The sequence below is a fragment of the Streptomyces spinoverrucosus genome, assembly GCF_006539505.1.
In the GTDB taxonomy this organism is placed as follows: Bacteria; Actinomycetota; Actinomycetes; order Streptomycetales; family Streptomycetaceae; genus Streptomyces; species Streptomyces spinoverrucosus.
Map to the genome: position 1 here is coordinate 20,632 of NZ_BJND01000049.1, position 25,675 is coordinate 46,306.

Below are 25,675 nucleotides of genomic sequence, written 5' to 3' on the forward strand. Positions count from 1 at the left end.
TGTGGATCCGCGCGGCGGGGCCGGACCGCGTGACGGCCGGGCCCCGCTCGCGGCGGATCCAGGTTCGCGTGGCGCTTCCGCCACGTCAAGATTAATTACTAATTTATTTGAACTGGGTTCGGTGGACGCGCCCGTCGACCCCGCGGTACACCGCGTCGACCGTGCCGTCCGGGCCCGCGACGGCACCGAGAGCGCCCTCGAAGGCGGCGCTGGGGAACTCATGCCGCTTGGTCCACCCCTGCCAGGCACCGGCGGAGTACCGCTGCTGCCAGAGGGTGTAGTCGCCCGCCCGCGCGTACAGCACCACGGCGTCCCCCACGGCGACGAGGGTCGGGCTGCCGCCCACGGTCCCGCCGAGCGATGTCCACTCCGACCACTCCCCGGAGGCGTCGCGGGACCGCGTCCACACGTCGTCCGCCGCGGTGCGCACGGCCACGTGGACGCGCCCCTGGGCGTCGACGGTGGCAGCCGGTCTGCCGTACGTCGTGCGCCCGCCGGGCACGCCGAGCGACGACCAGTTCGCGGAGGGGCCGCGCTGCACGATCCGCCCGTCCGTGCCGCGGGCGACGAGGGTCCAGTGCGCCGGGTCGGTGAACGCCACGGACGGCGCGTCGGTCAACCGCCCGCCCAGGCTCTGCCACTCGCCCCAGCGCCCGCCCGAGAAGACCCGCCGATAGGCCCGGGAGTCGGCGCCGCGTACGAAGACGTCGATGCGGCCGCCGGCGGAGGCGTAGGCGGAAGGCTGGCCGAGGATCCTGCCCTTGGCCGGGCCCCCGAGGTCCTGCTTGCGCGGGGTCCCGCCGCCGTCGGCGACGTGCTGGACCAGGGTCCCGCCCGGTCCGCGGAAGAAGGTGGTCAGCGTGTCGCCGTCGCGCACCACGGCCGGGCTCGCCGTGGCCTTCTGGCCCAGGTTCACGCCGGGCAGGGCGTCCTCGGCGGTGAGCTTGAGGAACGCGGTTCCGTGGGCGGGGACTTCCACGGTGTACGAGCCGGTGTGCGTGCCGCGGTCGGCGCGCGCCCTGAGGTCGCGCACCTTGACCGCTCCGCCCAGCGCCACGTCGGAGAAGTTCACGGTGCGTTGGGCGGGCCGGTCGGAGCGGTTGAGCAGGACGACCGCGCGTCGGCCGTGCCCGGTGAGGACCTTGCTGTAGACGTCACCGACGGAGTCGGTGGCCACGCGTACGCCCTGGACGGCGAGCGGGTCCTGGTTGACGGCGATGATCTCCGGGTTGCGCAGGGTGGCGATCATCGACGCGGACAGGGTGCGGGGGTCCGAGCCGAGGACGAGCGGCGAGGCCATCTCGGCCCACATCACGAACTGGGTGGTGGACTCCTCCTCGGTCAGCTCCAGGGAGCCGTCGGCCATGCGGCGCATGGGGATGAGGTAGTCGGGGTCGTTGTAGTGTCCGGGGCCCTGCGCCTCGGGATGCCAGGCGTTGGCGTCCATGTTGCGCAGCACGTTGGGCCACTGGCCGGGGCTCGGTGTGCCCCAGGCGATGTCGGTGCCGGTGCGCCAGGAGTCCGCGATCGTGGGCGCGTAGGCGTATGTGTTGTGGGCGTCCTGCTCGGGGGTGTGCGGCAGGCCCCAGTCGTCGGTGAGCGGGTTGCACAGGTTCAGCAGCATCCGGCGGCCGGACTTGGCGACGGCATCGCTGAACTCCTTGAACGCGGGCCCCGGATCGAGCTTCGCGCCGATGCCGCACAGGAAGTCGACCTTGATGGCGTCGATCTTCCAGCCGGCGAACTGCCGCGCGTCGTCCTCGTAGTGGCCACGGCTGCCCAGGCCGCAGCTCTTGCCGCCGTCGTAGGTGCCGGCGTCGGTGTAGATCCCGGCGCGCAGTCCGCGCTTGTGGAGGTAGGAGACCAGAGCGGGAATGCCCGACGGGAAGCGGTCCGGGTGGGCCACCAACCGGCCCTGCGCGTCACGGGGGTTGTCGGCCTGCCAGCCGCCGTCGAGCCACACGATGTCGTAGCCGCTGTCGCGCAGACCGCTGCTGACGAGCTTGTCGGCGACCGAGCGGACCTCCTTCTCGGTGGGCGCGCCGAGCCCGTAGTAGGTGTTCCAGCCCATGTACGGCGTCGGTGCGAGGCCGCTGTCGTAGTACGCGGGCGCTCCCTGGTCCACGGCGGTTTCCGCGCTCGCGGCCGGGACGGCCGACGCGGTCAGGACCACGGCGATCGCGGCCGCGAGGGCGAGCCGGGCTGCCTGTCGGTGTCGGATTCCTGGTGCGGGTGGGCGTGAAGTCACGTACCTCTCCCGGAGGTTGGGAAGCAGGAGGAAGTGACGCGTCCGTGCGGGTGCCGGGGGCGACGGCGTCACGGCGAAGACTGTGTCTCGTGGCCGAAACGCTGTCAATATTAATTACTAATTTAAAGGAACATGCGGCTCGGCGGGGCCGAAGACGAATAGGTCGTCGGCGCACACGCATTGACATGCACGCGCCCCGGCGCAACGCTGAGAGCGCTCTCAAAAACAGGTACGGACCAACTCCCCCCACACCGTACGGAGGTGGAGAGTGCTCACCAGCCTCAAACACCGGCTCCTCACGGCCGCCGCGGCGGCCGGCCTGCTCGGCGCCCTGCTCACATTCGGCTCGTCACCGCCCGCGGACGCCGCGGTGCCCGCCACCATCCCCCTGAAGATCACCAACAACTCCGGCCGCGGCGAACCGGTCTACGTCTACACGCTCGGCACCTCGCTGACGACAGGTCAGCAGGGCTGGGCCGATGCGGGCGGCACCTTCCACGCCTGGCCCGCCGGCGGCAACCCACCGACCCCCGCGCCGGACGCGTCGATCCCCGGCCCGGCCGCCGGGCAGTCCAAGACGATCCGGATCCCCAAGCTCTCCGGCCGGATCTACTTCTCCTACGGCCAGAAGCTCGACTTCCGCCTCACCACGGGCGGCCTGGTGCAACCGGCCGTGCAGAACCCGAGCGACCCGAACCGCAACATCCTCTTCAACTGGTCCGAGTACACCCTCAACGACTCCGGTCTGTGGCTCAACAGCACGCAGGTCGACATGTTCTCGGCGCCGTACGCGGTCGGGGTACAGCGCGCCGACGGCAGCGTGAGCAGCACCGGGCGGCTCAAGTCGGGCGGCTACAACGGGGTGTTCAACGCGCTGCGGGCCCAGTCGGGCGGCTGGGGCGGGCTGATCCAGACGCGTCCGGACGGCACCGTGCTGCGCGCGTTGTCACCGCTGTACGGACTGGAGACCGGGGCCCTTCCGGCGTCGGTCATGAACGACTACACCGACCGGGTCTGGCAGAAGTACGCCACGACGACGCTCACCGTCACGCCGTTCGCCGACCAGCCCAACACGAAGTACTACGGGCGTGTCTCCGGCGGCGTCATGAACTTCACCAACGGCTCCGGCGCGGTCGTCACCAGCTTCCAGAAGCCCGACGCCAGCAGCGTCTTCGGCTGCCACCGGCTGCTCGACGCCCCCAACGACCAGGTGCGCGGCCCGATCTCCCGCACCCTGTGCGCGGGTTTCAACCGCTCGACGCTGCTCACCAACCCGAACCAGCCGGACACCTCGTCGGCCAACTTCTACAAGGACGCGGTGACCAACCACTACGCCCGGATCATCCATGACCGGATGGCCGACGGAAAGGCGTACGCGTTCGCCTTCGACGACGTCGGCCACCACGAGTCCCTCGTCCACGACGGCAATCCGCAGCAGGCGTATCTGACGCTGGATCCGTTCAACTGACGCTTCAGCTGAGGTGAGCCAGGGCCGTCACCAGCGTCCGGGCTCGGTGCCGGTGATCGGCTCCGACGGCTTGCCGTCCACGCCGACCGGCACGTCCCCGGCGAGCATCACCCGGTGCATGATCCGGGGGTGGCCGAGGTGGGCGTTGTCGCTGGGGGCCAGGTGGATGGTGGCGCGGTTGTCCCAGAAGGCCACGCTGCCGGGCTCCCAGCGGAAACGGACCGTGTACTCGGGACGGACGGCCTGCTCCAGCAGCATCTCCAGGATCGCCCGGCTCTCGGCCCGGGAGATGTCGGTGATCTGCTCGACGTAGTAGCCGTTGACGTACAGCACCCGCTCGCCCGTCTCCGGGTGGACACGCACGAGCGGGTGCACCGAGGCGACCTGGTGGTCCAGCAGGTGGCGGAGGTAGGCGTCGTCGCCGGGGCGGGGCTGGTAGCCGACGCCTAGCCGGTGCTCGGCCCGCAGTCCGGCCACGAACTCCTTTACGGGCGCGGACAGTCCGGCGTAAGCCGCCGCCAGATTCGACCAGGTGGTGTCGCCGCCGTACGGCGGTACGGTCTCCGCGCGCAGGATGGTCGCGGCCGGCGGGTCGACGCGGGCGCCGTGGTCGCAGTGCCAGCCGCGCAGCAGGGTGTGCCGACGGCGCTGCAACCACTCCTCGTGCTCCATGCCGAACCGCCCGCCCAGCTCCAGCCGGTCGGCGGTCGTCTCGATCTCCGGGAAGTCGGCCGGCGAGGCGCTCCCCCGCCGCGCCGGCACGACCGGCTCACCGAACCGCCGTGCGAACGCCACATGCGCGGCGTGGTCCAGCCGCTGCCCCCGGAAGAACACCACCTTCCAGCGCAGCACCGCCTCCCGAATCGCGGCCACCTGGGCGTCGTCCAGCTCACCGGCCAGGTCGACACCCGTGATCTCGGCTCCGATGTACCCGGCGACGGGGTTCACCTCAAGACCCGAGGTCCGCTCCCCCGCCATCGCCCTGTCCGTCGTCATGCGCGCTCCGATGGTCGTCCTGGTCGCTCCGCCAACTGCTCCATGAAGATCGTGACAGCGATCCGCCGCTGTGGCGACAGCGCCTCGCCCGCACGGAGTCGCTGTGGGCCGACGAGCACTGGCGGGTCGACCCCGATCGGCACCGACTCGGGCCTGCCCGCCGCCGTGCCGCTCCAGCCGCGCGGCCACCACGACCTCGCCGATCTGCCCGCGGAGCGGCCCGCCGAGCCGGGCCCGATGCTCTGCGGGCGGAGCGGGCCGTGCGCGCGGTGAACGGCGTCGCCCGCGTCCACATCAACCGGTGGTGCGACACGAGCGCGCAGCTGCACTTCTGGCTGCTCGCCCGGCCGGCCGGCCGGGCTGCTGCAACTGCGCGGCATTGTCCTGCCGTCGCGGGAAGAGCCCCTACCGCAACAGCGGGAAACACACCGGCGGATCGCGGCCGCACTGGCCGCCGAGTCGGCACGGAACAACCCGACGTGACCGCCTCTCAGATCGCGAACTCCCGGATCACCGTGTCCCGGAACACCGCCCGCCCCCCGATCGTGAACAGCGCGAGCCGGTCGTCGATGAGGTACGGGAACACCTCCGACGAGTGCACGTACCGGCCGTCGTCCACGAACATCTCCACCGACGTCCGGTCGACCAGGATCCGCAGCCGCACGCGCCGCGCGGACGGGTCGAACGGGCTCTTGCTCTCCTGCCACCGGCCCGAGGCGTCCGGGTTCACGGTGGTCCGGCGGTTGAGGAAGGCGTAGTCGCCGTAGACACCGGCGTCGATGTGGCGGACCCCGTCCGGGGACCGGCGCAACTGGAGACCCGCGCCGGTGAGCGCCTCCCAGGTGATCTCGCAGCTGACCTCGTAGGACAGGCCCCGGTAGTCGAGGACGTGGGTCCCGTCGACTTCCAGGTCACCCAGCCGCACCGTCCGGGAGACGTACGAGTCCAGGGCGGCGACGGGCCGTGAGGCGAGGTAGTACGTGCCTGACGTCGCCCGTTTCAGCGTGACCTCGCGGACGATCGAGTCGGTGCCGTTGAAGCCGTCGCTGTCGATCGTGGGCGTGGTGTTGGGATAGTCCCAGTTGTTCAGCCAGCCGATCGCGTACCGCGTCCCCTCGTCGAGCCGTCCGCTGCTGTCCCGCTTCTCGAAGGTCACCGCCCCGTACCAGTCCCAGCCGTGGTCCAGCCACTGCGGCTCGGCCGCGTCCGGCGTGAAGGTGGTGCCGTCGAAGGCGCCGGTCCAGTACGCGTACGTGTTGGGCAGCCCGGAGCCCTTGCCATTGGCGCTCACACCAAGCACCCACTTGACGGTCCCGTCGTCGGCCCTGATGCGGAACAGGTCGGGACACTCCAGCACCCCGATGCCGTCCTTGACGAAACCGCCCACGTACGTCCAGGACTTGAGGTCGGCGGAGTGGTAGAAGCCGACCTTGTTGTTCTCGGCGAGCACCATCACCCACCGGCCGCGTTCCTCGTCGCGGATCACCTTGGGGTCGCGGAAGTCGCGCACACCGGGGTTGGGCAGGACCGGGTCGGTGCCGTGGTGGGTGAAGGTGCGGCCGCCGTCGGTGGAGTAGTACAGGTACTGGGCCTGGGTGTTGGCACCCTCCACCGGCTCCATGGTGGCCAGCACGACGACCGCGCCCCTGCCGAACCCGGCCGTGCCGTCCGTGTCGACCACCGCGCAGCCCGACCAGACGTCACCGTTGGGCGTGGTGTCCTTGGGTACGGCGATCCCCCGGTCCCGGAAGTGGACCAGGTCGGTGCTGGTGGCCAGGCGCCAGGCGGTGCCCGCGGTGGTGCCGCCGGTGAAGTAGTCCGGGTTGTAGAGGTAGTAGTAGTGGTACTCGCCGTCGATCCAGACCGGGCGCTGCGGGTCGTTCTTCCACTGGTCGGGGACCGTGAAGTGGTACGCCGCGCGGTACCGGGCGCAGGCCGCGGCCCGCGCGGAAGCTGCGGCGGGCGGCGCGGGCAGCAGCGCGGCCGTCGCCCCCACGGCCGTACCGGCGAACAGCGCTCTCCTGGACATTCCACGCATCACACATCGTTCCTCTCGCGAGAACGGCGGCTCATGTGGACCAGGACTGTAGACCTAACTCGTTAAAGGTCAAGGCGTCGCGTCTCTTGACAGGGACGTTGGGCGGTTTCCATCATCTGGGGCATCCACCCTGATCTAACACGAGTTAGGCCCATCGATGACCGACTCGCACCTCACCCGCCGCGCGCTGTTGCGGTACGGCGCCTATGGCGCGGGAGCCGCCGCGCTGGCCGGTACCGCCGCGAGCTGGGACCGGCTCACCGGAGCCGACATCCCCGGCCGCGACGACGGCTCCCTCGTCGTCGCCACCCTCGGACCCGCGTACGGCCCCGCCGCCGTGCGCACCCTCACCGAGGGGTTTCAGCGGCTGCACCCCGACATCAAGGTCCGGATCAACGCGGTTCAGGCCGTCGACTGGTCGGACTTCTTCGCGAAGATCCTCACCCAGATCGCGGCGGGCACCGCCCCCGACCTCGTCTATGTGGCCACCGAGGGCGTGCAGTTGTTCGCGCGGCGGCTCGGCGTGCCGCTGGACCGGTGGGTCAAGCGGGACGCGGCCGAGCTGCGCGAGTACTTCGCCGACGTCCACCCGGCGCTGGTGGAGTCGATGATGTACGAGGGGAGCCTGTACCAGCTGCCGGTCGAGTTCAACGCGGCCGACATCTACCTCAACAACCAGGTGCTCGATCGGGCCGGCGCGGGCTTCCCGGCGGCCGACTGGACCCGCGACGACTTCACCACGCTGCTGCGGGACATGAAGAGGTCGAGCGGCTCCCGGTTCACGCCGTACTTCTGGACCAACCGGCTCTGGGGCGGCGTAGTCCCGTGGCTGTTCGCCAACGACACCAACCTGCTCGCCGAGTCCAAGGCCCCCGGCGGCTCCTGGCTGTGGGACACCTTCTACCCGGCGGCCCAGCGGGCCGGACGTGGCGGCGGCTTCCGGTGGACCACCCCGCAGGCCGGCCAGCCCCGCGTGGAGGAGGCGTACGACTATCTCGCCGCCCTCATCGAGGAGGGCCTGTGCACCCGGCCCGAGGGCGGCAACGGGCAGAACCTCATCGGCGTGTTCTCCACCGGCCGAGTCGGCGTCACCCCCGCGGGCGGCTTCTGGGCGGGCGGCCTGCATCTGGCGGGCATGCGGGCCGGGAGCTTCGACGTGCAGTTCTTCCCGCGCTGGCGCACCCAGCGCATGCAGTTCGGCGCGGCGGGCTACGCGCTGCTGCGCACGTCCAGAAGACAGGACGAGGCCTGGGAGTTCATCAAGTACGCCGCCCGCCGGGACACCCTGACCCGGCTGTTCGAGACCAACCAGACGACCCCGGCCCGCCGCTCGATGCTCAACGCCGCCCGCTACGCCGAGTCCGGTCCGGCGCACTGGCGGGTCTTCTACGACACCCTCGACCGGTTCCCCGACACCGCGCCGATCCCGGCGCCGCCGCAGGTCGCCGAGGTCGAGCAGGTGCTGCTCAAGCACACCGGCACCGCGCTGTCCTCGCCGCGCTCGGTGCGCCCCGCGCTGCGCCGGATGCAGGGCGACCTGGAACAGGCCATGGAGCGTGACGTATGACGAACACCCAGATACCCGCCGTACGACCGCGCCCGGCGCCGTCGCCCGTGCCCGCTCCGCGGCCCGCCACCCGCGACCGCGGTACCCGGCTGCTGGCGGCCCTGTTCCTGGCCCCGACCGTCGTCGGCATCGTCGTGTTCACGGTCGTGCCGATCGTCGGGTCGGTGGTGCTGAGCCTGTTCCACTGGAACGTGATCGACTCCCCGCGTTTCGCCGGAGCCGCCAACTACCGCGAGCTGGTGGGCGATTCGACCGTCCTCGTGTCCTTCCGCAACACCCTGGTCTTCATGGTGCTCGCGGTCGCGCTGCAACTGCTCGTCGCCCTGGTGCTGGCGCTCGCGGTGAACGGGCGGATGCCGGTGTGGCTGCGGTCGGTGTTCCGCTCGGCGTTCTTCTTCCCGCTGGTGCTGTCCGCCGCGTCCATCTCGGTGGTGATGAAGTACCTGTTCAACCAGGACTTCGGCGTCGTGAACTGGCTGATCGGCCTGGTCGGCATCGCCCCGGTGCCGTGGCTGACCTCGGAGAACGGGGCCATGGCCACGGTGATCCTGGTCTATGTCTGGCAGCAGTTCGGCTTCTCGTTCCTGCTGTTCGTCGGCGGGCTGAACAACGTCCCCAAGGAGGTCCACGAGGCCGCCGCCCTCGACGGCGCCACCGGCCTGCGCAAGCACCTGCACATCACACTGCCGCTGCTGTCGCCCACCCTGCTGGTGGCGTCGGTGGTCGGCATCATCAACGCGCTCCAGGTGTTCGAGCAGCCGTACGTCCTCACCGACGGCGGCCCCGGCGACTCCACCCGCACGGTCGTGATGGTCATCTACGAGACCGCCTTCGAGCAGCTCCGCTTCGGCACCGCCTCCGCGGTGGGCGTGCTGCTGTTCGTGCTGATCATGGCGGTCACCGCCCTCCAGTTCCGGCTCAGCCGGCGTTTCGTCCACTACCAGTGAGCCGGGAAGTCCCATGAGCCAAGCGACCCTCTCCCCCAGCCGCCTGCGGTACTCCCTGGGACCGTGGGCGCGGATCAGCGCCCTGGCCGTCTGTGCCCTGCTGACCCTCGGCCCGGTCATCTGGACGGTCTCCACCTCGCTGCGCACCCCCGCCGAGTCCTTCGAACTGCCGCCGAGGATCATCCCGACGAACCCGACCGCCGAGGCGTACCGCGGGGTCTTCGACCAGATCGACGTATGGCTGCTCGCACTCAACTCCACGCTGGTGACCGCGCTGATCGCGGTCGGCCAGATGATCACCGCGGGGCTGGCCGGGTACGCCTTCGCGCGCCTGGAGTTCCGGTTCAAGAAGCCCCTGTTCGCGCTCGTCCTGGCAACCATGATGGTGCCGTTGCAGGTCACCATCGTGCCGGTGTTCCTGGTGCTGAAGTCGATGAGCCTCACCGACACCCTGCTCGGCCTGATCATCCCGGCTTTCCCGACCGCGTTCGGCACCTTCCTGATGCGCCAGTACTTCCTCGGCATGCCGAAGGACCTGGGCGAGGCCGCGATGCTGGACGGGGCCGGGCCGTGGCGGATCTTCCGGTCCGTGTACGCCCCGCTGGCCGCGCCCGGGCTCGCGATCGTCGGCGTGCTGGCCTTCAACTACCACTGGAACGAGTTCTTCCGCCCGCTGATCCTGGAGACCTCCGGCCAGAACTACACGCTGCCGCTGGGCCTGGTCTCGCTCCAGGGCAACCTCGGCACCGGCTCCATCTCCGTGGTCCTCGCCGGTGTCGTGCTGTCCATGATCCCCGCCGTCGCCGTGTTCGTCGTCGGCCAGCGCCCTCTCCGCGAGGGCATCACCTCCGCAGGAGTCAACCGTTGAGCCTCGCCGCTCCCGTCCAGGACCCCGACGCCCCCCGCTTCCGGGTCCGCCCGCCCGCCAACTGGATCAACGACCCCAACGGCCCGTTCCGTTGGCGGGGCCGCTACCACCTCTTCTACCAGCACAACCCCGACGCGCCCGTGCACGCCAACGTCCACTGGGGCCATGTCTCCAGCCCCGACCTCGTGCACTGGGAGCACCATCCGATCGTGCTGACGCCGACGCCGGGCGGCCCGGACGAGGCCGGGTGCTGGTCCGGCTGTGTGGTCGACGACGACGGCGTGCCGACCGCCGTCTACACCGGGGTCGACCGCCACCACACCGGCCTCGGCAGCATCTGCCTGGCCAGGGCCACGGACCCCGGCCTGATCGGGTGGCAGCCGCTGCCCACGCCGGTGGTGTCCGGTCCGCCCGCCGGTCTGGACGTGACGATGTTCCGCGACCCGTTCGTCTTCCGGCACGCGGGCCGCCGCTGGGCGCTGGTGGGCGCGGCACACGCCGACGGTACGCCGTCGGTGCTGCTGTACGACTGCCAGGACCTGACCGACTGGCGGTTCACCGGGGTGCTCGTGAACGGCGACGACCCGGTGGCGGCGGACGCGTTCGGTGACAAGGCGGTCGGCTGGGAGTGCCCGCAGCTGTGTGTGACGCCCGGCGGGGAGTGGATGCTGGTGGTGTCGCTGTGGGACGGGGATCCCTGTTCCACGGGGTATCTGACGGGTCGCCTGGTGTCCGTCGACGACGACGGCCTGACCTTCGAGGCCCGCGTCGGCGGTCGACTCGACCACGGCCGTGACTTCTACGCCCCCGCCCTGCTCCAGGAGGCGGACCGCACGCTGATGTGGGGCTGGTCCTGGGAGGCACGCGACCCGCGTCCGGCCGGCTGGGCCGGTGTCCTCACCGCACCGAGGGTCGTCGACGTCCGCCCCGACGGCACCCTGCGCGTCGTACCCGCCCCGGAGCTCGAACTGCTGCGCGCTGCCGAGCCGTTCGTCACCGCACCCGGCCGGACGCGGCTGCCGGAGGCGTACGACCTGCTGGTCACGGCGGCACATGGGCTTACGACCGTGAGCGTGTCCGGCGAGCGGCTGACGATCGGTCTGGACCCGGACGGTCGTACGGCCACCGTGCGTTACGAGGATTCCGACCCGGTCGTGGTGCCGTTGCCGCACGGCGAGGAGCCGACCGTCCGGGTCCTCGTCGACGGCTCGTTGTACGAGGTGTTCGTCGGGGACCGGGCCACGGTGACCCAGCGGGTCTACCGGCGTCCTGGGGACGTTCCGGATCTGATCGTGACGGGCGACGGGGCGCTCGTCACCGGGTGGGAACTGGTCCCACCCACGCGCGGCTGACGACCGCCGTCGGCGACCCGGCCGGTCCACCGGCGTCCGAGGGACGCTACGGAGCTGGACGTGGCAGGCGAAACGCTCGTCACCGGGTGGGAACCGGTCCCACCCACGCGCGCCTGACGACCGCCGTCGGCGACCCGGCCGGTCCACCGGCGCCCGGAGGACACTTCGGAACCGATCGTGACGGACGCCAGGGCCGTCGTCACCGGGTGGGAGCTGGTCCCACCGACGCGCGGCTGACGACCGGGCAGGCCAGGCGCCTGGTGGTCGCCGCAGGGGTGCGGCCGGTGTCGATGGCGTCCAGGAGCAGCCGGGCCGCGGCCTCGCCCATCGCACGGTGCGGCAGGGCGACCGAGGTCAGCGGCGGGGCGAGGAACGCCGCCATGTGCTCCTGGTCGTCGTAGCCGACCACCGACAGGTCGCCGGGTACGGCGATGCCGAGCCGGGTCGCGGCATGCAGGACGCCCGCCGCGACCCGGTCGTTGTAGCAGAAGACCCCGGTGGGGCGGCGGTCCGGGGCGACGCCCTCCAGCAGCCGCAGCGCGCCCTGGTACCCGCCGGAGATCTCGCCCCCCACGCGCACCACCCACTCCTTGGGCACGGTGATCCCCTCGGCGCGCAGCGCGTCGCGGAAGCCGCGCAGCCGTTCGACCGACGCGATGTCGGTCATGCCGCCGATGTGCGCGACCCGGCGGTGCCCCTGATCGAGGAGCAACCGGGCCGCCGTACGGCCGCCCGCGCGCTCGGCGGGGATGACGGCGGGCAGGGAGTCGTCCTCGGGCAGGCAGTTGGCGAGGACGGAGTGGGTGCGGTGCAGGCCCTCGGGGACGCGGACGCGGCGCAGGGACATGGCCGCGTAGATGATGCCGTCGACACGCCGGTCGAGGAGTTCGGCGACGGCCGCGTCCTCCTTGGCCGGGTCGCCGCCGGAGTCGACGGTGAGGACGAGGTGCTCCTGGTCCCAGGCGGTCTCCATGGCGCCGCGCAGCAGCCGGCCCGCGAACGGCGAGGAGGCGATCTCGTCCGTGACCAGGCCGATGACGGCGGTACGGCGGCGGCGCAGGCCGCGGGCGACGGGGTCGGGCCGGTAGCCGAGCTGGGCGGCGGCCTGGCGGATGCGTTCCTGGGTGGCGGGCGAGAGGTTGCCCTCGGCGCGTCCGTTGAAGACGAAGGAGACGGCGGTGTGCGACACACCGGCGAGCCGGGCGACGTCCCGCGACGTGGGTCGTCCCGTCGTGTGCTGGTCCTCGGCCCTGGCCATGGCGTCCGCTGCCCTCTTCCCCCGCCGGTCCGGTTGATCACTCCTCAGCCTATCCGCGGCGGCGGGCATGACCGGGCCCGCCCATACTGTCGGTACGGCACAGACGAGCGGAAGGGTGGACCGTGAGCGGCATTCCGGCGCACACGCTCAACGACGGCACGACGCTCCCCGCCATTGGCCTCGGCACCTGGCCGCTGGACGACGCGCACGCGGAGCGGGCGGTGCTCACCGCCCTGGATCTGGGCTATCGACTGATCGACACAGCGACGAACTACCGCAACGAGACGGGCGTGGGCCGCGCGATCGCCCGCAGCGGCGTGCCGCGCGAGGAGATCGTGGTGACGACGAAGCTGCCGGGCCGGCACCACGGCTACGAGGAGACCCTCGCCTCCTTCGAGGAGTCCCGGCGCCGACTGGGGCTGGAGCAGGTGGACCTGTATCTGATCCACTGGCCGCTCCCCCGCGTCGACAAGTACGTCGACTCCTGGCGGGCCATGATCAAACTCCGCGAGGAGGGCCTGGTCCGGTCGATCGGGGTCTCCAACTTCACGGTCGAGCACATCGAGCGGCTGGGGACGGAGACGGGCGTGCTGCCCGCCGTGAACCAGATCGAGATGCACCCGTACCTCCCGCAGGAGGAGCTGCGGGCCTTCCACGCCGAGAAGAACATCGTCACCGAGAGCTGGACGCCGCTCGGCCGTGGCACGGGGCTGCTCCAGGACCCGGTCGTCGTCACCATCGCCGAGGCCCACGGTGTGACGCCCGGTCAGGTCGTGCTGCGCTGGCACACCCAGCTGGGCGCGCTGCCCATTCCCAAGTCGGCCGACGCCGAGCGGCAGCGGCAGAACCTCGACATCTTCGGGTTCACCCTCGGCTCCGCGCAGATGATGGCCATCGCCGACCGTGTCCCCCAGCGCACCGGCGGTGACCCCGAGGTCCACGAGGAGTTCTGACCCCGGCGGCCCGGGGTACCCGGAGCGCCGGGCGCACGGAAGGAGTCGCGGGGTGGGTGACGACGACCGGCTGCGGACCTACCGCGGCAAACGCGATTTCGGGCGGACCGGCGAACCCGAGGGGCGTGCGGGCACCTCGGGCGACCAACCCCGGTTCGTGGTGCAGATCCATGACGCGAGCACCCTGCACTTCGACTTCCGGCTGCAGGTCGACGACGTACTGAAGTCCTGGTCGGTCCCGAAGGGGCCGTCCGCCGACCCGAAGGACAAGCGGCTCGCCGTGCCGACGGAGGACCATCCGCTGGAGTACGAGGAGTTCGAGGGCGTCATCCCGGCGGGCGAGTACGGCGGCGGCACGGTGATCGTCTGGGATCACGGCACGTACGAGCCGCTCAGCCATGACCGCAAGGGGCGGCCGGTCGACTTCGGGGAGTCGCTGGAGCGGGGGCACGCCACGTTCCGGCTCAACGGGTCGAAGCTGCACGGCGAGTACGCGCTCACCCGGTTCCGCGGTGGTCAGGGCGAGGCAGAGGCGTGGCTGCTGGTGAAGGCCGGGCACCGGCGGGCCGGCCGGGGTACGCCGGATCCGCGACGGGCCCGCTCGGTGCGCAGCGGCCGTACGCTCGCCCAGGTCGCGGCGGACGGCCCGGACTGACCCGCGAGGGTGGGCGTCAGCGCAGGTGGCGGTCGAAGAAGTCCATGGTGGTGTCCATGGAGGTCCGCCACCGGGCGTAGAACGTGTGGCCCTCCCCCGGCTGCTTCACGAGCCGGACGTCCTTGCCCGCCGCCTCGAACGCGGCCGTGGTCTGCTCGGACCACTTCAGGGGGCAGGTGTCGTCGGCGGTGCCGTGCTGGATGAGGAGCGGCTCGGTCACGCGGTCGACGTAGGTGATCGGTGAGACGTCCCGCCAGAAGGCGGGGTTGTCCTCGGGGGTGCCGTGCTCGGCCTCGATCTCGGCGACGATGGGGTCGCGTTCGGGGCGCTGGAACTGGTCGATGTTCTCCTCGGGACGTGAGCTGACCGGGGCGTAGACCACGGCCGCGTCCACCAGGCCCGGCGCGACCACCAGCGTGTTGTACACGACGCCGCCGCCCATCGAGCGGCCCAGCAGGCCGATCCGGTCGCCGTCGATCTCCGGGCGGCCGGAGGCACGCAGGGCCTTGACGGCGGCGATGACGTCCTCGGTGTAGCCGAGGCGGAGGTTGACGTCGTTGTCGGGGTCGTCGTCGGAACCGGCGTGGTTGCGGTAGTCGGTGTGCAGGACGACGTAGCCGCTCCGGGCGAGGAGGTCCTGCTCGCGGGCGAGGCCACGGCCGGTGGTGTAGACGGCAGGGTCGATGTAGCCGTGCGCGAGCACCAGCGCCGGGAAGGGGCCCTTGCCCTCGGGCACGTTCATGAGGCCGGAGATGGTCAGGCCGTTGGCCTCGTAGGTGACGGCGTACTGGGTGTAGGCGTCGGTCCGGGTCCGTACGGCGCCCAGGCGGAGGTCGGAGCCGCGGTGCTCGCGGGCGATGAGGCCCGGGAGGGACACGGGGTGGGGTGGCTTCGACGTCGGCGCACTGGGGCTCGGCCGCTCGGTGCGGGCCGGGGCCGAAGTGGGCGGGTCGGTACGGGTGGCGTCGCCGTCGCCGTTCGTGCAGCCGACGGCGGCCGCCAGTACCAGACAGACGGTGACACAGGCCTTGCCTCGCAGCCGCATGGGCTCAGTATCGCGGACGCGGCCGGCGTCAGTCAGCGGCTTCCGCGCCCCCGTGTGCGCGCAGGGCGGCCAGGGCCCGGTCGGCGTGGGTGTTCATGCGCAGTTCGCTGCGCACGACCTCCAGGACCGTGCGGTCCTGGGCGATGACGAAGGTGACCCGCTTGGTGGGGGCCATCTGGAAACCCCGCTTCACCCCGAACAGTTCACGGATCGCGCCGTCCACGTCCGACAGCAGCGGCATGCCCAGCGTGTGCCGTCCGACGAACTCCGCCTGCCGCTCGACCGGGTCACCGCTGATACCGACGGGCCGTGCCCCGACCGCGGCGAACTCAGCGGCCAGATCACGGAAGTGGCAGGCCTCGGCGGTGCAGCCGGGGGTGAGGGCGGCGGGGTAGAAGAACAGCACGACCGGTCCGTCGGCGAGCAGTTCGGACAACCGGCGGGGTGTTCCCGTCTCGTCCGGCAGCTCGAAGTCCTCGATTTTGTCGCCGACCAGCGGCTGGGACGGGGCCACGGTTCCTCCTCGGGTCGCCTGCCCGCGCGATCCTACTCGGCGGCGCATCGGGGGCTGCACCCGGTGCCTTCAGGAGGTGCCCGCCTGGGCGGTGGCCCGCTGTTCGGAGTCGTCGTCGATCGCCATCGCGAGGAAGTCGTCGACCATACGGTGGAACAGCGTCGCGAGCTGAACCAGCTCCTCGGGCGACCAGTCGGCCAGGGCCAGCTGCATGCCGCGCGCCCCGACGTCGCGGATCCGCTCGATGGCCTTGCGCCCGGCCTCGGTGAGCTCGATGCGCTGGGCGCGCCGGTCGTCGGGGTCGGGAACGCGCGTGACGTACCCGGCGCGCTGCAACTGCTGCACCGTACGCGTGACGTGGGAGGCCTCCACGCCGAGGCGGTGGGCGAGCTCGCCCGGGCGCAGCGGCTCGGAGTCCGCGACCTGCCGCAGCAGCGCCACGGCGGCGCGGTCCAGGGGCACCTCGGCCAGGGCCATCAGGCGGTCGTGCTGCCGGGCGCGGGTGTTGAGGTAGGTGATACGGGTCAGGGCCCGCTCGATCTCGACGATCTCGGGGGACACGGGGCCCGTGGGGAGCGGCGGTGTGGGCATGCACCCACTTTACCATCTTGTTGCCTAACTCAAGTAATTTGCTGCGCGCGCTTCCTCGTCGAGGGCGATGGCCGCGGCCGGGCACACGGCCGCCGCCTCGCGGACCGCCGGGAGCAGGTCGTCCGGGGGTGCGGCGTCGAGCAGGAGGACGATCCCGTCGTCCTCCCGCTGGTCGAACACCTCGGGCGCGAGCAGGACGCACTGGCCGGCTCCGCAGCACTTGTTCTCGTGGACGGTGACCTTCACGGTCGTTCTCCTGGCAGTTCGAGAGTGACGGGGGCCACCCACATGGCGACGATCGCGTCGATCAGACCGGTCGCCGCGTCGTGCCAACTGGCCCTTGGTGTGGGGGCGTTCTCGGCGAGGGCACGCTCCCGTTCGGCGCAGGTGTGCACGATCAGGTGGCGCGCCATGGCGGCGCGCTCGGCGCCCACGTCGGCGGGCAGTTCGGGCAGGCAGCGGTTCAGCCCGTCGCGGATCTCCCGCACCGACGGCGAGGCCAGCGACTCCTCGACCATGATCCGGTACAGCGCGGGGTCGGTCATCACCTGGGCGCAGAACCGCGCGAACCAGGTGGGGCTGCGCAGCGCCGCCAGATGCCCGGTGACCGGCCGCACCAGACAGGCCACCCAGTCGCGTACGTCGGTGGACTCGCCCGCCTCGGCGAGCATCCGGGCGCGGTCCGCCTCGATCTGCGCGGTGTGCTTGGCGGCGATGGCGCGGACCAGGTCGGCCTTGGTGCCGAAGTGGTAGCCGACGGCGGCGTTGTTGCCCTGGCCCGCGGCCTCGCTGACCTGACGGTTGGACACGGCGTAGACCCCGCGCTCGGCGAAGAGCCGCTCGGCCGCGGTGAGGATCAGCTCCCGCGTCGCGCCGGCCTGCTGTGCCCGTACCGTCCTGCCGGTCATGATCACCACCGTACCGGGACTTCGCTCAGCCCTCCGACGGCCAGCCCCTGAAGCCGCCGCAGGTCCGCCGCCGGGACGGCGAGTTCCAGGGTCGGAAGCCTACGCAACAGCACGTCGAGGACCGTGGTCAGCTCGGTGCGGGCCAGTGCCTGGCCGAGGCAGGAGTGGGGTCCGGCGCCGAAGGCGAGATGCGGGTTGGGGCTTCGGTCGAGGGCCATCTCGTCGGCCGCCTCGAAGGCGCTCTCGTCGCGGTTGGCGGCGGCCATGCTGCACACCACGGTGGTGCCGGGCGGCAGTACGGTGCCGCCGACCTCGGCGGGTTCGTCGATGTAGCGGGGCATGCCGATGCCGGCGTTGGCGTCGAAGCGGAGCGCCTCCTCGACGGCGGAGCGCACCAGCGCCGGTTCGGCGAGCAGGCGTTCCCAGCGCCGCCGGTCGGCGAGCAGCATCGCCACCATCTTGCCGATCATGTTGGCGGTGGTCTCGTGCCCGGCGACCAGCAGCGCCTGGCCGGTGTAGACGAGCTCCCGTTCGGACATCCGGTGGCCGTCGGCGTCCTCGGCGGTGATCAGCTCGCCCAGCAGGTCGTCGCCGGGGTGTTTCCGCTTCTCGGCGATGTGCGCGGTCATGTACGCGGTGAACTCGGTCTGCGCGGTGTCGATCTCGTCCTGCGTGTACCGGGTCAGGTTGAGCAGGGTGTCGGACCAGTGGGCGAAGCGGTCGCGGTCGGCGTCGGGGACGCCGAGCAGTGTGCAGATCACCCGGACCGGGAGGGGGAAGGCGAGGTGCGCCTTCAGGTCGGCGGGGTGGCCGTGCTCGCGCATCTCGTCGACGAGCCGCCCCGTCATCGCCTCGATGCCGGGGCGCAGCGCGGCCATGCGCCGGGCGGTGAACCACCGGCCCACCATCCGCCGCCACCGCTGGTGGGGTTCGCCCTGTTGCGGGATGGCCGTCGCCATCTCGCTGTTGAAGACGCCGCCGGACTCGTTCTCGGCGATCCGGGCGGCATCGTCCGCGGTCAGCTGCCGACCGAACCGGGGGTCGGCGAGGACCTGGCGGACGTCGTCGTAGCGGGTGAGCAGGGCGGCCTCGTCCCCGCTGGGCAGGGTGACGCGGGCGACGGGGCACTGCTGCCGGAGCCGTTCCCACTCCTCGGGGGCGGCCAGGGCCGTACGGCCGTGCATCGGGTAGGTCAGCGGCTGCTCGGGGTCACTGGGGCTCATGGGCCCTCCTGGGGTCAGGCGTTCGCTGCACTGCCAGTGCAAACCCGGACGGCGTACTAAGTCAAGCGACTGACTTAACGCCCGGCGTGTTCAGGCCATGCCGCCCGGGCGAGCAGGGTGCGGCCGCCGTCGCGTGACACGGGCCGCCACCGCCGGTCTTTCCCGGTGGAGATCGCCCACCATGGGACCAGGCCCCCACCGGGGACTCCGACCACCCGACGATCACCGTAAGAGGTCACCACCCGACTGCCGCCGTACCCCACCTGCCAGGCAAGGGAAGAACGCACCTCATGACCATCCGCGTGCTGCTCGCCGACGACCAGGCCCTGCTACGGGCCGCCTTCCGGATCCTGATCGAATCCTGCGACGACATGGAGGTGGCGGGCGAGGCCCCCGACGGCGCCAAGGCGATCGAGCTCGCCCGGGCCCACCGGCCCGACCTCGTCCTGATGGACATCCGCCTGCCCGGCGGCGACGGACTGGCCGCGACGTCCGCCATCTGCGCGGACCCGGAGCTGTCCGCGACGCGCGTGCTGGTCCTCGCCACCTCCGAGATCGACGAGGACGTCGCCGAGGCGCTGCGGGCCGGGGCGAGCGGGTTTCTCGGCAAGGAGGTCACCGCCGATGTGCTGCTCGACGGCATCCGGACCGTGGCGGCCGGCGAGGCCCTGCTCTCCCCGCTCGCCACCCGCGCCCTGATCACGCGCTTCCTGGTCACGCCCGCCGAGGACTCCCGGCTCGCGGCGCCCGAGGACCTCGCCGCGCTGACCGCGCAGGAGCGCGAGGTGCTGGGCCGGGTGGCCGAGGGTCACTCCAACGAGGAGATCGCGGAGAAGCTCGGCGTCAGCCCGCCGGACGTCCGCGCCCACGTGCACCGGGCGATGACGAAGCTGGGCGCCCGGGACCGGGCCCAACTGGTCGTCATCGCCTACCAGTCCGGGCTGGTACGGGCCGTGCCGCCGCCGTCCGGGGTGCTGTGACCCCGCTCTCCGTTGCCGCCGCCGTCCAGGGCACCGAGACCCAACCCTCCGTTGCCACCACCGTCCAGGGCGCTGCGACCCCACCCTCCGTTCAGGGGAAACCTGCGGGCGGGGCGCGTGGCGCCTCCCCGCACCGTCGACATCTCAAGCCGTGACCCTGCCGCTGATCGCCCCCATGCTCGCCACGCCCGGCACCCTGCCGCCCGCCTCCCAGGACGCGCGGTGGGCGTACGAGACCAAGCAGGACGGGCAGCGCGCGGTGGTGTATCTCCCCGGGGACGGCAGCGTGGTGCTGCGCGCCAGGTCCGGTGAGGAGATCACCGCCGCCTACCCCGAACTGCGGCCCCTCGGCGGCGCCCTCGGCACCACGCCCGCCGTGCTGGACGGCGAGGTGCTGGCCCTGGACGAACAGGGGCGCGCCAACTTCCAGTTGCTCCAGTCGCGCATGGGCCTCGCCCACGCGCCGGTGCGGGCGGCGCGCCGGGCGGCGGAGGTCCCGGTGCACCTGGTGCTGTTCGACGTGATGCATCTGGCGGGGCGCTCCCTGATCGAGCAGTCCTACGCCCGCCGGCGCGCCCAGCTGGAGGAGCTGGGCCTCGCCGGGCCCTTCTGGTCCACGCCGGGCGCGCTGGTTGGCCATGGCGCCCGGGCCCTGCAGGCCACCCTCGACCACGGTCTGGAGGGCCTGGTCTGCAAGCGGCTGGACTCGGTGTACGAGCCGGGTGTGCGCTCGCGCGCCTGGATCAAGATCCGCAACATGCGCGGCGAGGACGTGGTGGTGGGCGGCTGGCAGCCCGGCAAGGGCCGGCTGACCGGCCTGCCCGGCGCGGTGCTGGTCGGCCAGCGCGACGCCGCCGGGCGGCTGCGCTACGTCGGCAGCGTCGGCACCGGCTGGAGCGAGGCCGAACGCACGGACCTCGCGGCGCTGCTGCGGGAGCACGCGAGTGACGTCTGTCCCTTCGATCCGGTGCCGCCGGCGCCGGGCGCGCGCTGGGTGCTGCCCCGGCTGGTCGGCGAGGTCCGCTACAGCACCCGTACCAGGGCCGGACTGCTGCGCCAGCCGTCCTGGCTGCGGCTGCGGCCCGACCTCACGCCCGAGGAGTCCACGGCCGACCTGCCGGACCACCTCGCCTGACGGTATTTCAGGAGACAACTATTGGGCTGTCCTTCACCAACGGGACGCCTGTGACCTCTTGGCCTGGACGCAGATCCCGGGGAAGCTGAACTGCCTTTCCCCCCACAGCCGTTGGGCTGCGCCCGGACCAGGAGGAGGACGCAGTGTCGTCGCAGAAGTCCGCCCTACACCGCAGGAGATGGCTCACCGTCGTCGGTGGAGCCGTCGCGCTCGTCGTCGCCTTCCCCGCCACCGCCTTCGCCGCCCCGCCGCCGGCGCTGCCCGCCAACGCCGACAGCCTGGAGCGGACCTACCAGCCGGCCTTCGACTACGACACGGACGGCTGCTACTCGACGCCCGCCATCAGCGCCGACGGCACCGTCAATGGCGGCCTCAACCCGACCGGGGCGCTCAACGGCAACTGCCGGGACGCCTCGGACCTGGACAACACCAATAGCTACTCGCGCTACAAGTGCAACAACGGCTGGTGCGGCATCGTGTACGGCCTGTACTTCGAGAAGGACCAGGCCCTGCCGGGCAGCAGCATCGGCGGGCACCGCCACGACTGGGAGCACGTCGTGGTGTGGGTGCAGGACAACCAGGTCAAGTACGTCTCGACGTCGAACCACGGCTCGTTCACGGTGCACAACGCCTCGGCGATCCGCTTCGAGGGCACGCACGCGAAGATCGTGTACCACAAGGACGGCATCAGCACGCACTGCTTCCGCGCGGCGAACTCGAACGACGAGCCGCCGGAGAACCACAAGGGGACCTGGCAGTACCCGCCGCTGGTCGGCTGGAACGGCTACCCGGCGGGCGTGCGGGACAAGCTGACGTCGTACAACTTCGGCAGCGCCAACTTCGGCCTGAAGGACGGCAGCTTCAACTCCCACCTGGCCTCGGCGAAGCCGTCGGGGATCGCGTTCGACCCGAACGCCTGACCGGCGCTGTCGGGAACAGCGGGGGCCGGCGACGGTCTATCGTGTCCGCATGCCGGTCCCCGAACTGATCCGCATCGTCTCCCGTGACTCGCCCATGGCGCTCGCCCAAGTGGCGCGGGTGCAGGCCGAGTTGGCCGCACGGTATCCCGAGCTGAGAACCGAGGTCGTGCCGGTGAAGACCACCGGCGACAAGTGGCTGGGCGATCTCGCCAAGGTCGAGGGCAAGGGCGCGTTCACCAAGGAGGTCGACGCGGCGCTGCTGGCCGGGGAGGCCGATCTCGCGGTGCACTGCGTCAAGGACGTGCCCGCCGACCGGCCGCTCCCGGCGGGCACGGTGTTCGCGGCGTTCCTGAAGCGGGACGACATCCGCGACGCCCTGGTCCACCCGGGCGGGCTCACCCTGGACGCCCTTCCGGCCGGGACCCGGATCGGCACCTCGTCGGTGCGCCGGGTCGCCCAGCTGGCCGCCACCCACCCGCATCTGGAGTGTGTGCCGTTCCGCGGGAACGCCAACCGTCGGCTGGCGAAGCTCGCCGCCGGTGAGGCGGACGCGCTGCTGCTGGCGGTCTCCGGCCTGGAGCGCATCGGACGCCGGGACGTGATCAGCGACGTCCTCTCCCCCGAGGTGATGATGCCGCCCATCGGCGCAGGCATCCTCGCCCTGCAGTGCCGTGAGGGCGACACCGACCTCATCGACGCCGTCAGCGCGCTCGGCGACCCGGACACGCACCGCGAGGCGACGGCGGAGCGGATGTTCCTGCATGTGCTGCAGGGCCACTGCAACAGCCCGATCGCCGGGTTCGCGCGCTTCAACCACGGCGAACTCTCCCTGCGGGCCTGCGTATTCACCCCGGACGGCAAGACCCGTCTCAACGCCCACGAGTGGGCGGGCCGCCTCGATCCGGCCACGCTGGGCACGTCGGTCGCCGTGGCGCTGCTGCGGCAGGGCGCCCGCGAGATCATCGACGGCATCCCGCACTGACCCTCCGGGTCAGGCGGTGCCCTCCTCGGCCTGGTCGCGCAGGAAGTTGCTCACCTGGTGGGCCAGGCTCTCCCGGCCGGCTCCGGCGGGGGCGCAGGAGGGGCCCTCGTGCAGTCCGATGCCGCCCGCCCACAGCCGGCGGTCGGTCCAGTCGTCGTCCACCCGCAACTGGATCTGGACGGCCACCTGGCCCAGGGCGACCTCCGGTCCGGCCGCGTACAGCACGGCGGTGGCCCGGCGCAGCGGGTAGACGTCGTAGCCCTCGATGAACTGCGAATTGCGCCAGTCCAGGAACGCGCTCTCGCCGTCGGGGCCGATCCGCACGTCGATCTGGCCGTCCTCCAGGTGGATGCCGAAGCGCCGGTCACCGCGGTTCTCGACGGTCACCCGCAACCGGAAGTACGTCAGCCCCTCGGCGGCGTCGTCACGTCCGCGCGGGGGCTCGGCCCGTTCGAGGCAGTGGACGCGAACGCGCAGACCGGCATGCTCGTCGTACTCCTGCCAGTCCCCGACCACGTTCGGCTCGTACACGCTCCACCTCTCGACCTCTCGAAGGTGCTTCCTATCCGTGGCCCGAGCGCAGTGTCAAATGAGCGGAATGGGCTGTGGCCAGGGATTTCCCCGACTTGATCGGTGATCAAGCCGTGCGCAGGGAGAATCCGCGCCGACGGCTTCGCGGGCGTGCCGCACATCACGTCCGGGCCCGTGATCAGCGGGCCAGCCGGCCCAGCAGTGAGGAGGCGGCGGCGATGCCGAGTGCGGCGGCCACGGCCAGCACCGCGAAGTCCGTCGCGAGCTGGGCGGGCGTGCCGAGCAGCAGCCCGCGCAGCGCGTCGACCTGGTAGCTGAGGGGGTTCACCTTGCTGACCGCCTGGAGCCAGCCCGGCATGACCGACAGCGGGTAGAGGGCGTTGGAGCCGAAGAACAGCGGCATGGTGATCGCCTGGCCGAAGCCCATCAGCCGGTCCCGGCTGAGCACGATGCCCGCGATGGTCATCGACAGACAGGAGAAGAACGCGGAGCCGAGGACGACGGCGGCCGCGACGCCGAGCAGCCGCAGCGGGTTCCAGGTCAGCGCAACGCCCAGCACGGCGGCGATGACGATCACGACCACGGCCTGGATCAGCGCCTTCACTCCGGACGCGAACGCCTTGCCGGTGATCAGGGCGGAGCGTGGCGTGGGGGTGACGAGCAGCTTGTTGAGGACGCCGGCGTCGCGTTCCCAGATGATCTGGATGCCGTAGAAGATCGCGATGAACATCGCCGACTGGGCGATGATGCCGGGCGCCAGATAGTCGACGTAGGGGGTGCCACCGGTCGGGATCGCCTTGATGCGGGTGAAGGTCTGGCCGAAGATCAGCAGCCAGAGGGCGGGCTGGACCGCGCGGGTGTACAGCTCGGTGCGGTCGTGGCTGAGCTTTTGCAGTTCGACCGCGCACAGCGCCGCGATCCGGGCGGGCAGCAGCCGCCAGCCGGGCCTCGCTCCAGGCGGGCGCAGCAGCAGCCCGAGGTCGTGGTCGCGGTCAGCCGACGCGGCGGGCGGTGCGGCGGGTGCTTCGGACATCGCGGAATTCTCCTGACTTCTCGTCGAGGCCGCTGCCGGCCACGGCACGGAAGACGTCCTCCAGCGTGGGCAGCGCGTCGGCCCCCAGCCGCTCGCGCAGGCCCTGGCGCAGCTCGGCCGGAGTGCCGAGGGCCCTGACCCGCCCTCGGTGCATCAGGCCGACCCGGTCGCAGTACTGGTCGGCCTCGTCCATGTAGTGCGTGGTGACCAGCACCGTCATGCCGGTGGCCGCGCGGACCGCGTTGATGTGCTCCCAGACCCCCGTTCGGGCGATCGGGTCGAGACCGATCGTCGGCTCGTCGAGGATCAGCAGCCGTGGGGCGCTGACCAGCGCCTGGGCGAGTTCCAGCCGGCGCACCATGCCGCCGGAGTAGGTGCCGGCCAGCCGGTCGGCGGCGTCCGCGAGGCCGACGGCGGCCAGTGCCTGCCGGACGCGTTCGGCGCGTTCGCGGCGGGGCACGTCGAAGACGCGGGCGAACAGGGCGACGTTCTGCCGTCCGGTGAGGGCGGCGTCGGCGGACAGCTGCTGCGGGACGTAGCCGAGCAGCCGCCGTACCGCCATCTGGTCCCTCGCCGCGTCATGGCCGAAGACTCGGACCATCCCGGCGGGCACCGGCAGCAGGGTGGTGACGCACCGGATCGCGGTGGTCTTTCCGGCGCCGTTGGGACCGAGCAGGCCGAAGACCTCGCCCTGCCGGACCGTGAGGTCGAGTCCGTCGACGGCGTTCGTGGCACCGAACGCATAGGCCAGCCCGGTGCAGGTGAGGGCATCGGCAGCATCGCCGGTCATGACTGATCGGCCTCCTCTCGCAGGGTGGCGGCCAGCTTCCGCAGGGCCGGGACGGCGGCGTACAGCGCGGCGCGGTCCGCCTCGTCGAGCAGGGCGAGCTGCCTGCGTACGAGGTCGGCGCGGCGTCGCCGCCATGCGCCGAGCCGGGCCTCGGCCGCCGGGGTGGGCAGCAGGCGGGCGGCCCGGCGGTCGGCGGGGTCGGTCTCGCGGACCAGGTAGCCCTGCCGGACCAGCTGGTTGACCAGCGTCGACACCGAGTTGCTCGCCAGGTACAGCTCCCTGGCCGCGTCGGAGATGCCGATGCCGGGGCGGGCCGCGACCAGGCCCAGCAGTTCCACCTCGGCGCCACGCAAGGGCGGGAGGGGCATCTCGGCGCGCACCCGCCGCCGGATCAGCCGCTGGACTCCGACGAGCGCGTCGGCCAGCTCTTCCGGGAAGGTCTCCTGGTCCACACGGGCGAGATTACCTCTGTGTCAGAGCTAAATGACCCAAGGGAGGGTCAAGCCCGTCGGAGGACGGCACGGGAGACCTGAAGAGTGTTTCGTACCTATTTGTTCAGGGAATCCCCATTTAAGTGCTTCGGACAGGAGGCACGTCCGTGGGTCAAGGCACGCCGGGCCCGCCTGACTCCTCCGAGCGGTCCGGGCGCGCCGCCCACGGTGTCTGTCCAACC

General features: G+C 71.6%; 26 protein-coding genes. 12 read left to right on the forward strand and 14 right to left on the reverse strand.

What is annotated here, in order from left to right:
• Positions 1 to 103: 103 nt before the first annotated feature.
• A complete protein-coding gene (locus SSP24_RS29305) occupies positions 104 to 2,248 on the reverse strand; it encodes a DUF8189 domain-containing protein (RefSeq protein ID WP_141312831.1) in 2,145 nt (714 codons plus the stop codon).
• A gap of 268 nt (positions 2,249 to 2,516) precedes the next feature.
• Between SSP24_RS29305 and SSP24_RS29310 the strand changes: the two genes are divergently transcribed.
• A complete protein-coding gene (locus SSP24_RS29310; RefSeq protein WP_141312833.1) occupies positions 2,517 to 3,716 on the forward strand; it encodes a glycoside hydrolase family 64 protein in 1,200 nt (399 codons plus the stop codon).
• Positions 3,717 to 3,743: 27 nt separating this feature from the next.
• Here the strand turns inward: SSP24_RS29310 and SSP24_RS29315 are convergent, their stop codons facing one another.
• Positions 3,744 to 4,712 (reverse strand): TauD/TfdA dioxygenase family protein, encoded by a 969-nt coding sequence (locus tag SSP24_RS29315; protein ID WP_141312835.1) that lies wholly within the window; start codon positions 4,710 to 4,712, stop codon positions 3,744 to 3,746.
• A 42-nt stretch (positions 4,713 to 4,754) separates the two neighbouring features.
• Between SSP24_RS29315 and SSP24_RS29320 the strand changes: the two genes are divergently transcribed.
• Positions 4,755 to 4,985, forward strand: coding sequence for a hypothetical protein (locus tag SSP24_RS29320; RefSeq protein ID WP_141312837.1), 231 nt, complete (start codon positions 4,755 to 4,757; stop codon positions 4,983 to 4,985).
• Between the two features lie 217 nt (positions 4,986 to 5,202).
• Here the strand turns inward: SSP24_RS29320 and SSP24_RS29325 are convergent, their stop codons facing one another.
• Positions 5,203 to 6,750 carry a glycoside hydrolase family 32 protein gene (locus tag SSP24_RS29325; protein WP_141312839.1) on the reverse strand — a complete coding sequence of 516 codons (1,548 nt, stop codon included), beginning with the start codon at positions 6,748 to 6,750 and terminating at the stop codon, positions 5,203 to 5,205.
• Positions 6,751 to 6,907: 157 nt separating this feature from the next.
• Here SSP24_RS29325 and SSP24_RS29330 point away from each other — a divergent pair, with 157 nt between their 5' ends.
• The 4 genes from SSP24_RS29330 to SSP24_RS29345 are packed head-to-tail and all read left to right on the forward strand — an operon-like array spanning position 6,908 to position 11,484.
• The gene (locus SSP24_RS29330; protein WP_141312841.1) at positions 6,908 to 8,317 is read left to right on the forward strand and encodes an extracellular solute-binding protein; all 1,410 of its coding nucleotides are present in this window, start codon (positions 6,908 to 6,910) and stop codon (positions 8,315 to 8,317) included.
• Complete coding sequence (locus SSP24_RS29335; RefSeq protein WP_141312843.1) at positions 8,314 to 9,264, forward strand: carbohydrate ABC transporter permease; 951 nt, start codon at positions 8,314 to 8,316, stop codon at positions 9,262 to 9,264. The genes SSP24_RS29330 and SSP24_RS29335 overlap by 4 nt, the downstream gene beginning before the upstream one ends.
• A 13-nt stretch (positions 9,265 to 9,277) precedes the next feature.
• The gene (locus SSP24_RS29340) at positions 9,278 to 10,132 is read left to right on the forward strand and encodes a carbohydrate ABC transporter permease (RefSeq protein WP_141312845.1); all 855 of its coding nucleotides are present in this window, start codon (positions 9,278 to 9,280) and stop codon (positions 10,130 to 10,132) included.
• Positions 10,129 to 11,484: a glycoside hydrolase family 32 protein gene (locus tag SSP24_RS29345; RefSeq protein ID WP_141312847.1), complete on the forward strand. Its 1,356-nt coding sequence runs from the start codon at positions 10,129 to 10,131 to the stop codon at positions 11,482 to 11,484. Before SSP24_RS29340 ends, SSP24_RS29345 begins: the two co-directional genes overlap by 4 nt.
• A 199-nt stretch (positions 11,485 to 11,683) precedes the next feature.
• On the opposite strand, the gene SSP24_RS29350 is transcribed toward SSP24_RS29345, so the two are convergent.
• Positions 11,684 to 12,742 carry a LacI family DNA-binding transcriptional regulator gene (locus tag SSP24_RS29350; RefSeq protein ID WP_141312849.1) on the reverse strand — a complete coding sequence of 353 codons (1,059 nt, stop codon included), beginning with the start codon at positions 12,740 to 12,742 and terminating at the stop codon, positions 11,684 to 11,686.
• A 122-nt stretch (positions 12,743 to 12,864) separates the two neighbouring features.
• Between SSP24_RS29350 and SSP24_RS29355 the strand changes: the two genes are divergently transcribed.
• Positions 12,865 to 13,695, forward strand: a complete 831-nt coding sequence (locus SSP24_RS29355; protein ID WP_141312851.1) for an aldo/keto reductase — start codon at positions 12,865 to 12,867, stop codon at positions 13,693 to 13,695.
• A gap of 52 nt (positions 13,696 to 13,747) precedes the next feature.
• On the forward strand, positions 13,748 to 14,350 hold the full coding sequence (locus SSP24_RS29360; RefSeq protein ID WP_141312853.1) for a DNA polymerase ligase N-terminal domain-containing protein: 603 nt from the start codon (positions 13,748 to 13,750) through the stop codon (positions 14,348 to 14,350).
• Positions 14,351 to 14,366: 16 nt separating this feature from the next.
• Here the strand turns inward: SSP24_RS29360 and SSP24_RS29365 are convergent, their stop codons facing one another.
• From SSP24_RS29365 to SSP24_RS29390, 6 genes are all read right to left on the reverse strand, one after another.
• Complete coding sequence (locus tag SSP24_RS29365) at positions 14,367 to 15,395, reverse strand: alpha/beta hydrolase family protein (protein ID WP_167529739.1); 1,029 nt, start codon at positions 15,393 to 15,395, stop codon at positions 14,367 to 14,369.
• Between the two features lie 28 nt (positions 15,396 to 15,423).
• Positions 15,424 to 15,909, reverse strand: coding sequence for a peroxiredoxin (locus tag SSP24_RS29370; protein ID WP_229866310.1), 486 nt, complete (start codon positions 15,907 to 15,909; stop codon positions 15,424 to 15,426).
• A gap of 69 nt (positions 15,910 to 15,978) precedes the next feature.
• On the reverse strand, positions 15,979 to 16,500 hold the full coding sequence (locus SSP24_RS29375) for a MarR family winged helix-turn-helix transcriptional regulator (RefSeq protein ID WP_141312857.1): 522 nt from the start codon (positions 16,498 to 16,500) through the stop codon (positions 15,979 to 15,981).
• Positions 16,501 to 16,524: 24 nt separating this feature from the next.
• On the reverse strand, positions 16,525 to 16,746 hold the full coding sequence (locus SSP24_RS29380) for a ferredoxin (protein ID WP_141312859.1): 222 nt from the start codon (positions 16,744 to 16,746) through the stop codon (positions 16,525 to 16,527).
• Positions 16,743 to 17,408, reverse strand: a complete 666-nt coding sequence (locus tag SSP24_RS29385) for a TetR/AcrR family transcriptional regulator (protein WP_141312861.1) — start codon at positions 17,406 to 17,408, stop codon at positions 16,743 to 16,745. Before SSP24_RS29385 ends, SSP24_RS29380 begins: the two co-directional genes overlap by 4 nt.
• Positions 17,409 to 17,410: 2 nt before the next feature.
• Complete coding sequence (locus SSP24_RS29390) at positions 17,411 to 18,631, reverse strand: cytochrome P450 (protein ID WP_141312863.1); 1,221 nt, start codon at positions 18,629 to 18,631, stop codon at positions 17,411 to 17,413.
• Between the two features lie 290 nt (positions 18,632 to 18,921).
• On the opposite strand from SSP24_RS29390, the gene SSP24_RS29395 reads away from it, so the two are divergent.
• From SSP24_RS29395 to hemC, 4 genes are all read left to right on the forward strand, one after another.
• On the forward strand, positions 18,922 to 19,611 hold the full coding sequence (locus tag SSP24_RS29395) for a response regulator (RefSeq protein WP_141312865.1): 690 nt from the start codon (positions 18,922 to 18,924) through the stop codon (positions 19,609 to 19,611).
• Positions 19,612 to 19,762: 151 nt separating this feature from the next.
• Positions 19,763 to 20,746: an ATP-dependent DNA ligase gene (locus SSP24_RS29400; protein WP_141312867.1), complete on the forward strand. Its 984-nt coding sequence runs from the start codon at positions 19,763 to 19,765 to the stop codon at positions 20,744 to 20,746.
• A 143-nt stretch (positions 20,747 to 20,889) separates the two neighbouring features.
• On the forward strand, positions 20,890 to 21,666 hold the full coding sequence (locus SSP24_RS29405; protein WP_141312869.1) for an NPP1 family protein: 777 nt from the start codon (positions 20,890 to 20,892) through the stop codon (positions 21,664 to 21,666).
• A 49-nt stretch (positions 21,667 to 21,715) separates the two neighbouring features.
• On the forward strand, positions 21,716 to 22,648 hold the full coding sequence (gene hemC, locus SSP24_RS29410) for a hydroxymethylbilane synthase (protein ID WP_141312871.1): 933 nt from the start codon (positions 21,716 to 21,718) through the stop codon (positions 22,646 to 22,648).
• Positions 22,649 to 22,657: 9 nt separating this feature from the next.
• On the opposite strand, the gene SSP24_RS29415 is transcribed toward hemC, so the two are convergent.
• From SSP24_RS29415 to SSP24_RS29430, 4 genes are all read right to left on the reverse strand, one after another.
• A complete protein-coding gene (locus SSP24_RS29415) occupies positions 22,658 to 23,179 on the reverse strand; it encodes a hypothetical protein (RefSeq protein ID WP_141312873.1) in 522 nt (173 codons plus the stop codon).
• 178 nt (positions 23,180 to 23,357) lie between these two features.
• On the reverse strand, positions 23,358 to 24,212 hold the full coding sequence (locus tag SSP24_RS29420; protein ID WP_141312875.1) for an ABC transporter permease: 855 nt from the start codon (positions 24,210 to 24,212) through the stop codon (positions 23,358 to 23,360).
• A complete protein-coding gene (locus SSP24_RS29425) occupies positions 24,172 to 25,002 on the reverse strand; it encodes an ABC transporter ATP-binding protein (protein ID WP_141312877.1) in 831 nt (276 codons plus the stop codon). The genes SSP24_RS29420 and SSP24_RS29425 overlap by 41 nt, the downstream gene beginning before the upstream one ends.
• Positions 24,999 to 25,454 (reverse strand): MarR family winged helix-turn-helix transcriptional regulator, encoded by a 456-nt coding sequence (locus tag SSP24_RS29430; protein ID WP_141312879.1) that lies wholly within the window; start codon positions 25,452 to 25,454, stop codon positions 24,999 to 25,001. The genes SSP24_RS29425 and SSP24_RS29430 overlap by 4 nt, the downstream gene beginning before the upstream one ends.
• Positions 25,455 to 25,675: the final 221 nt, after the last annotated feature.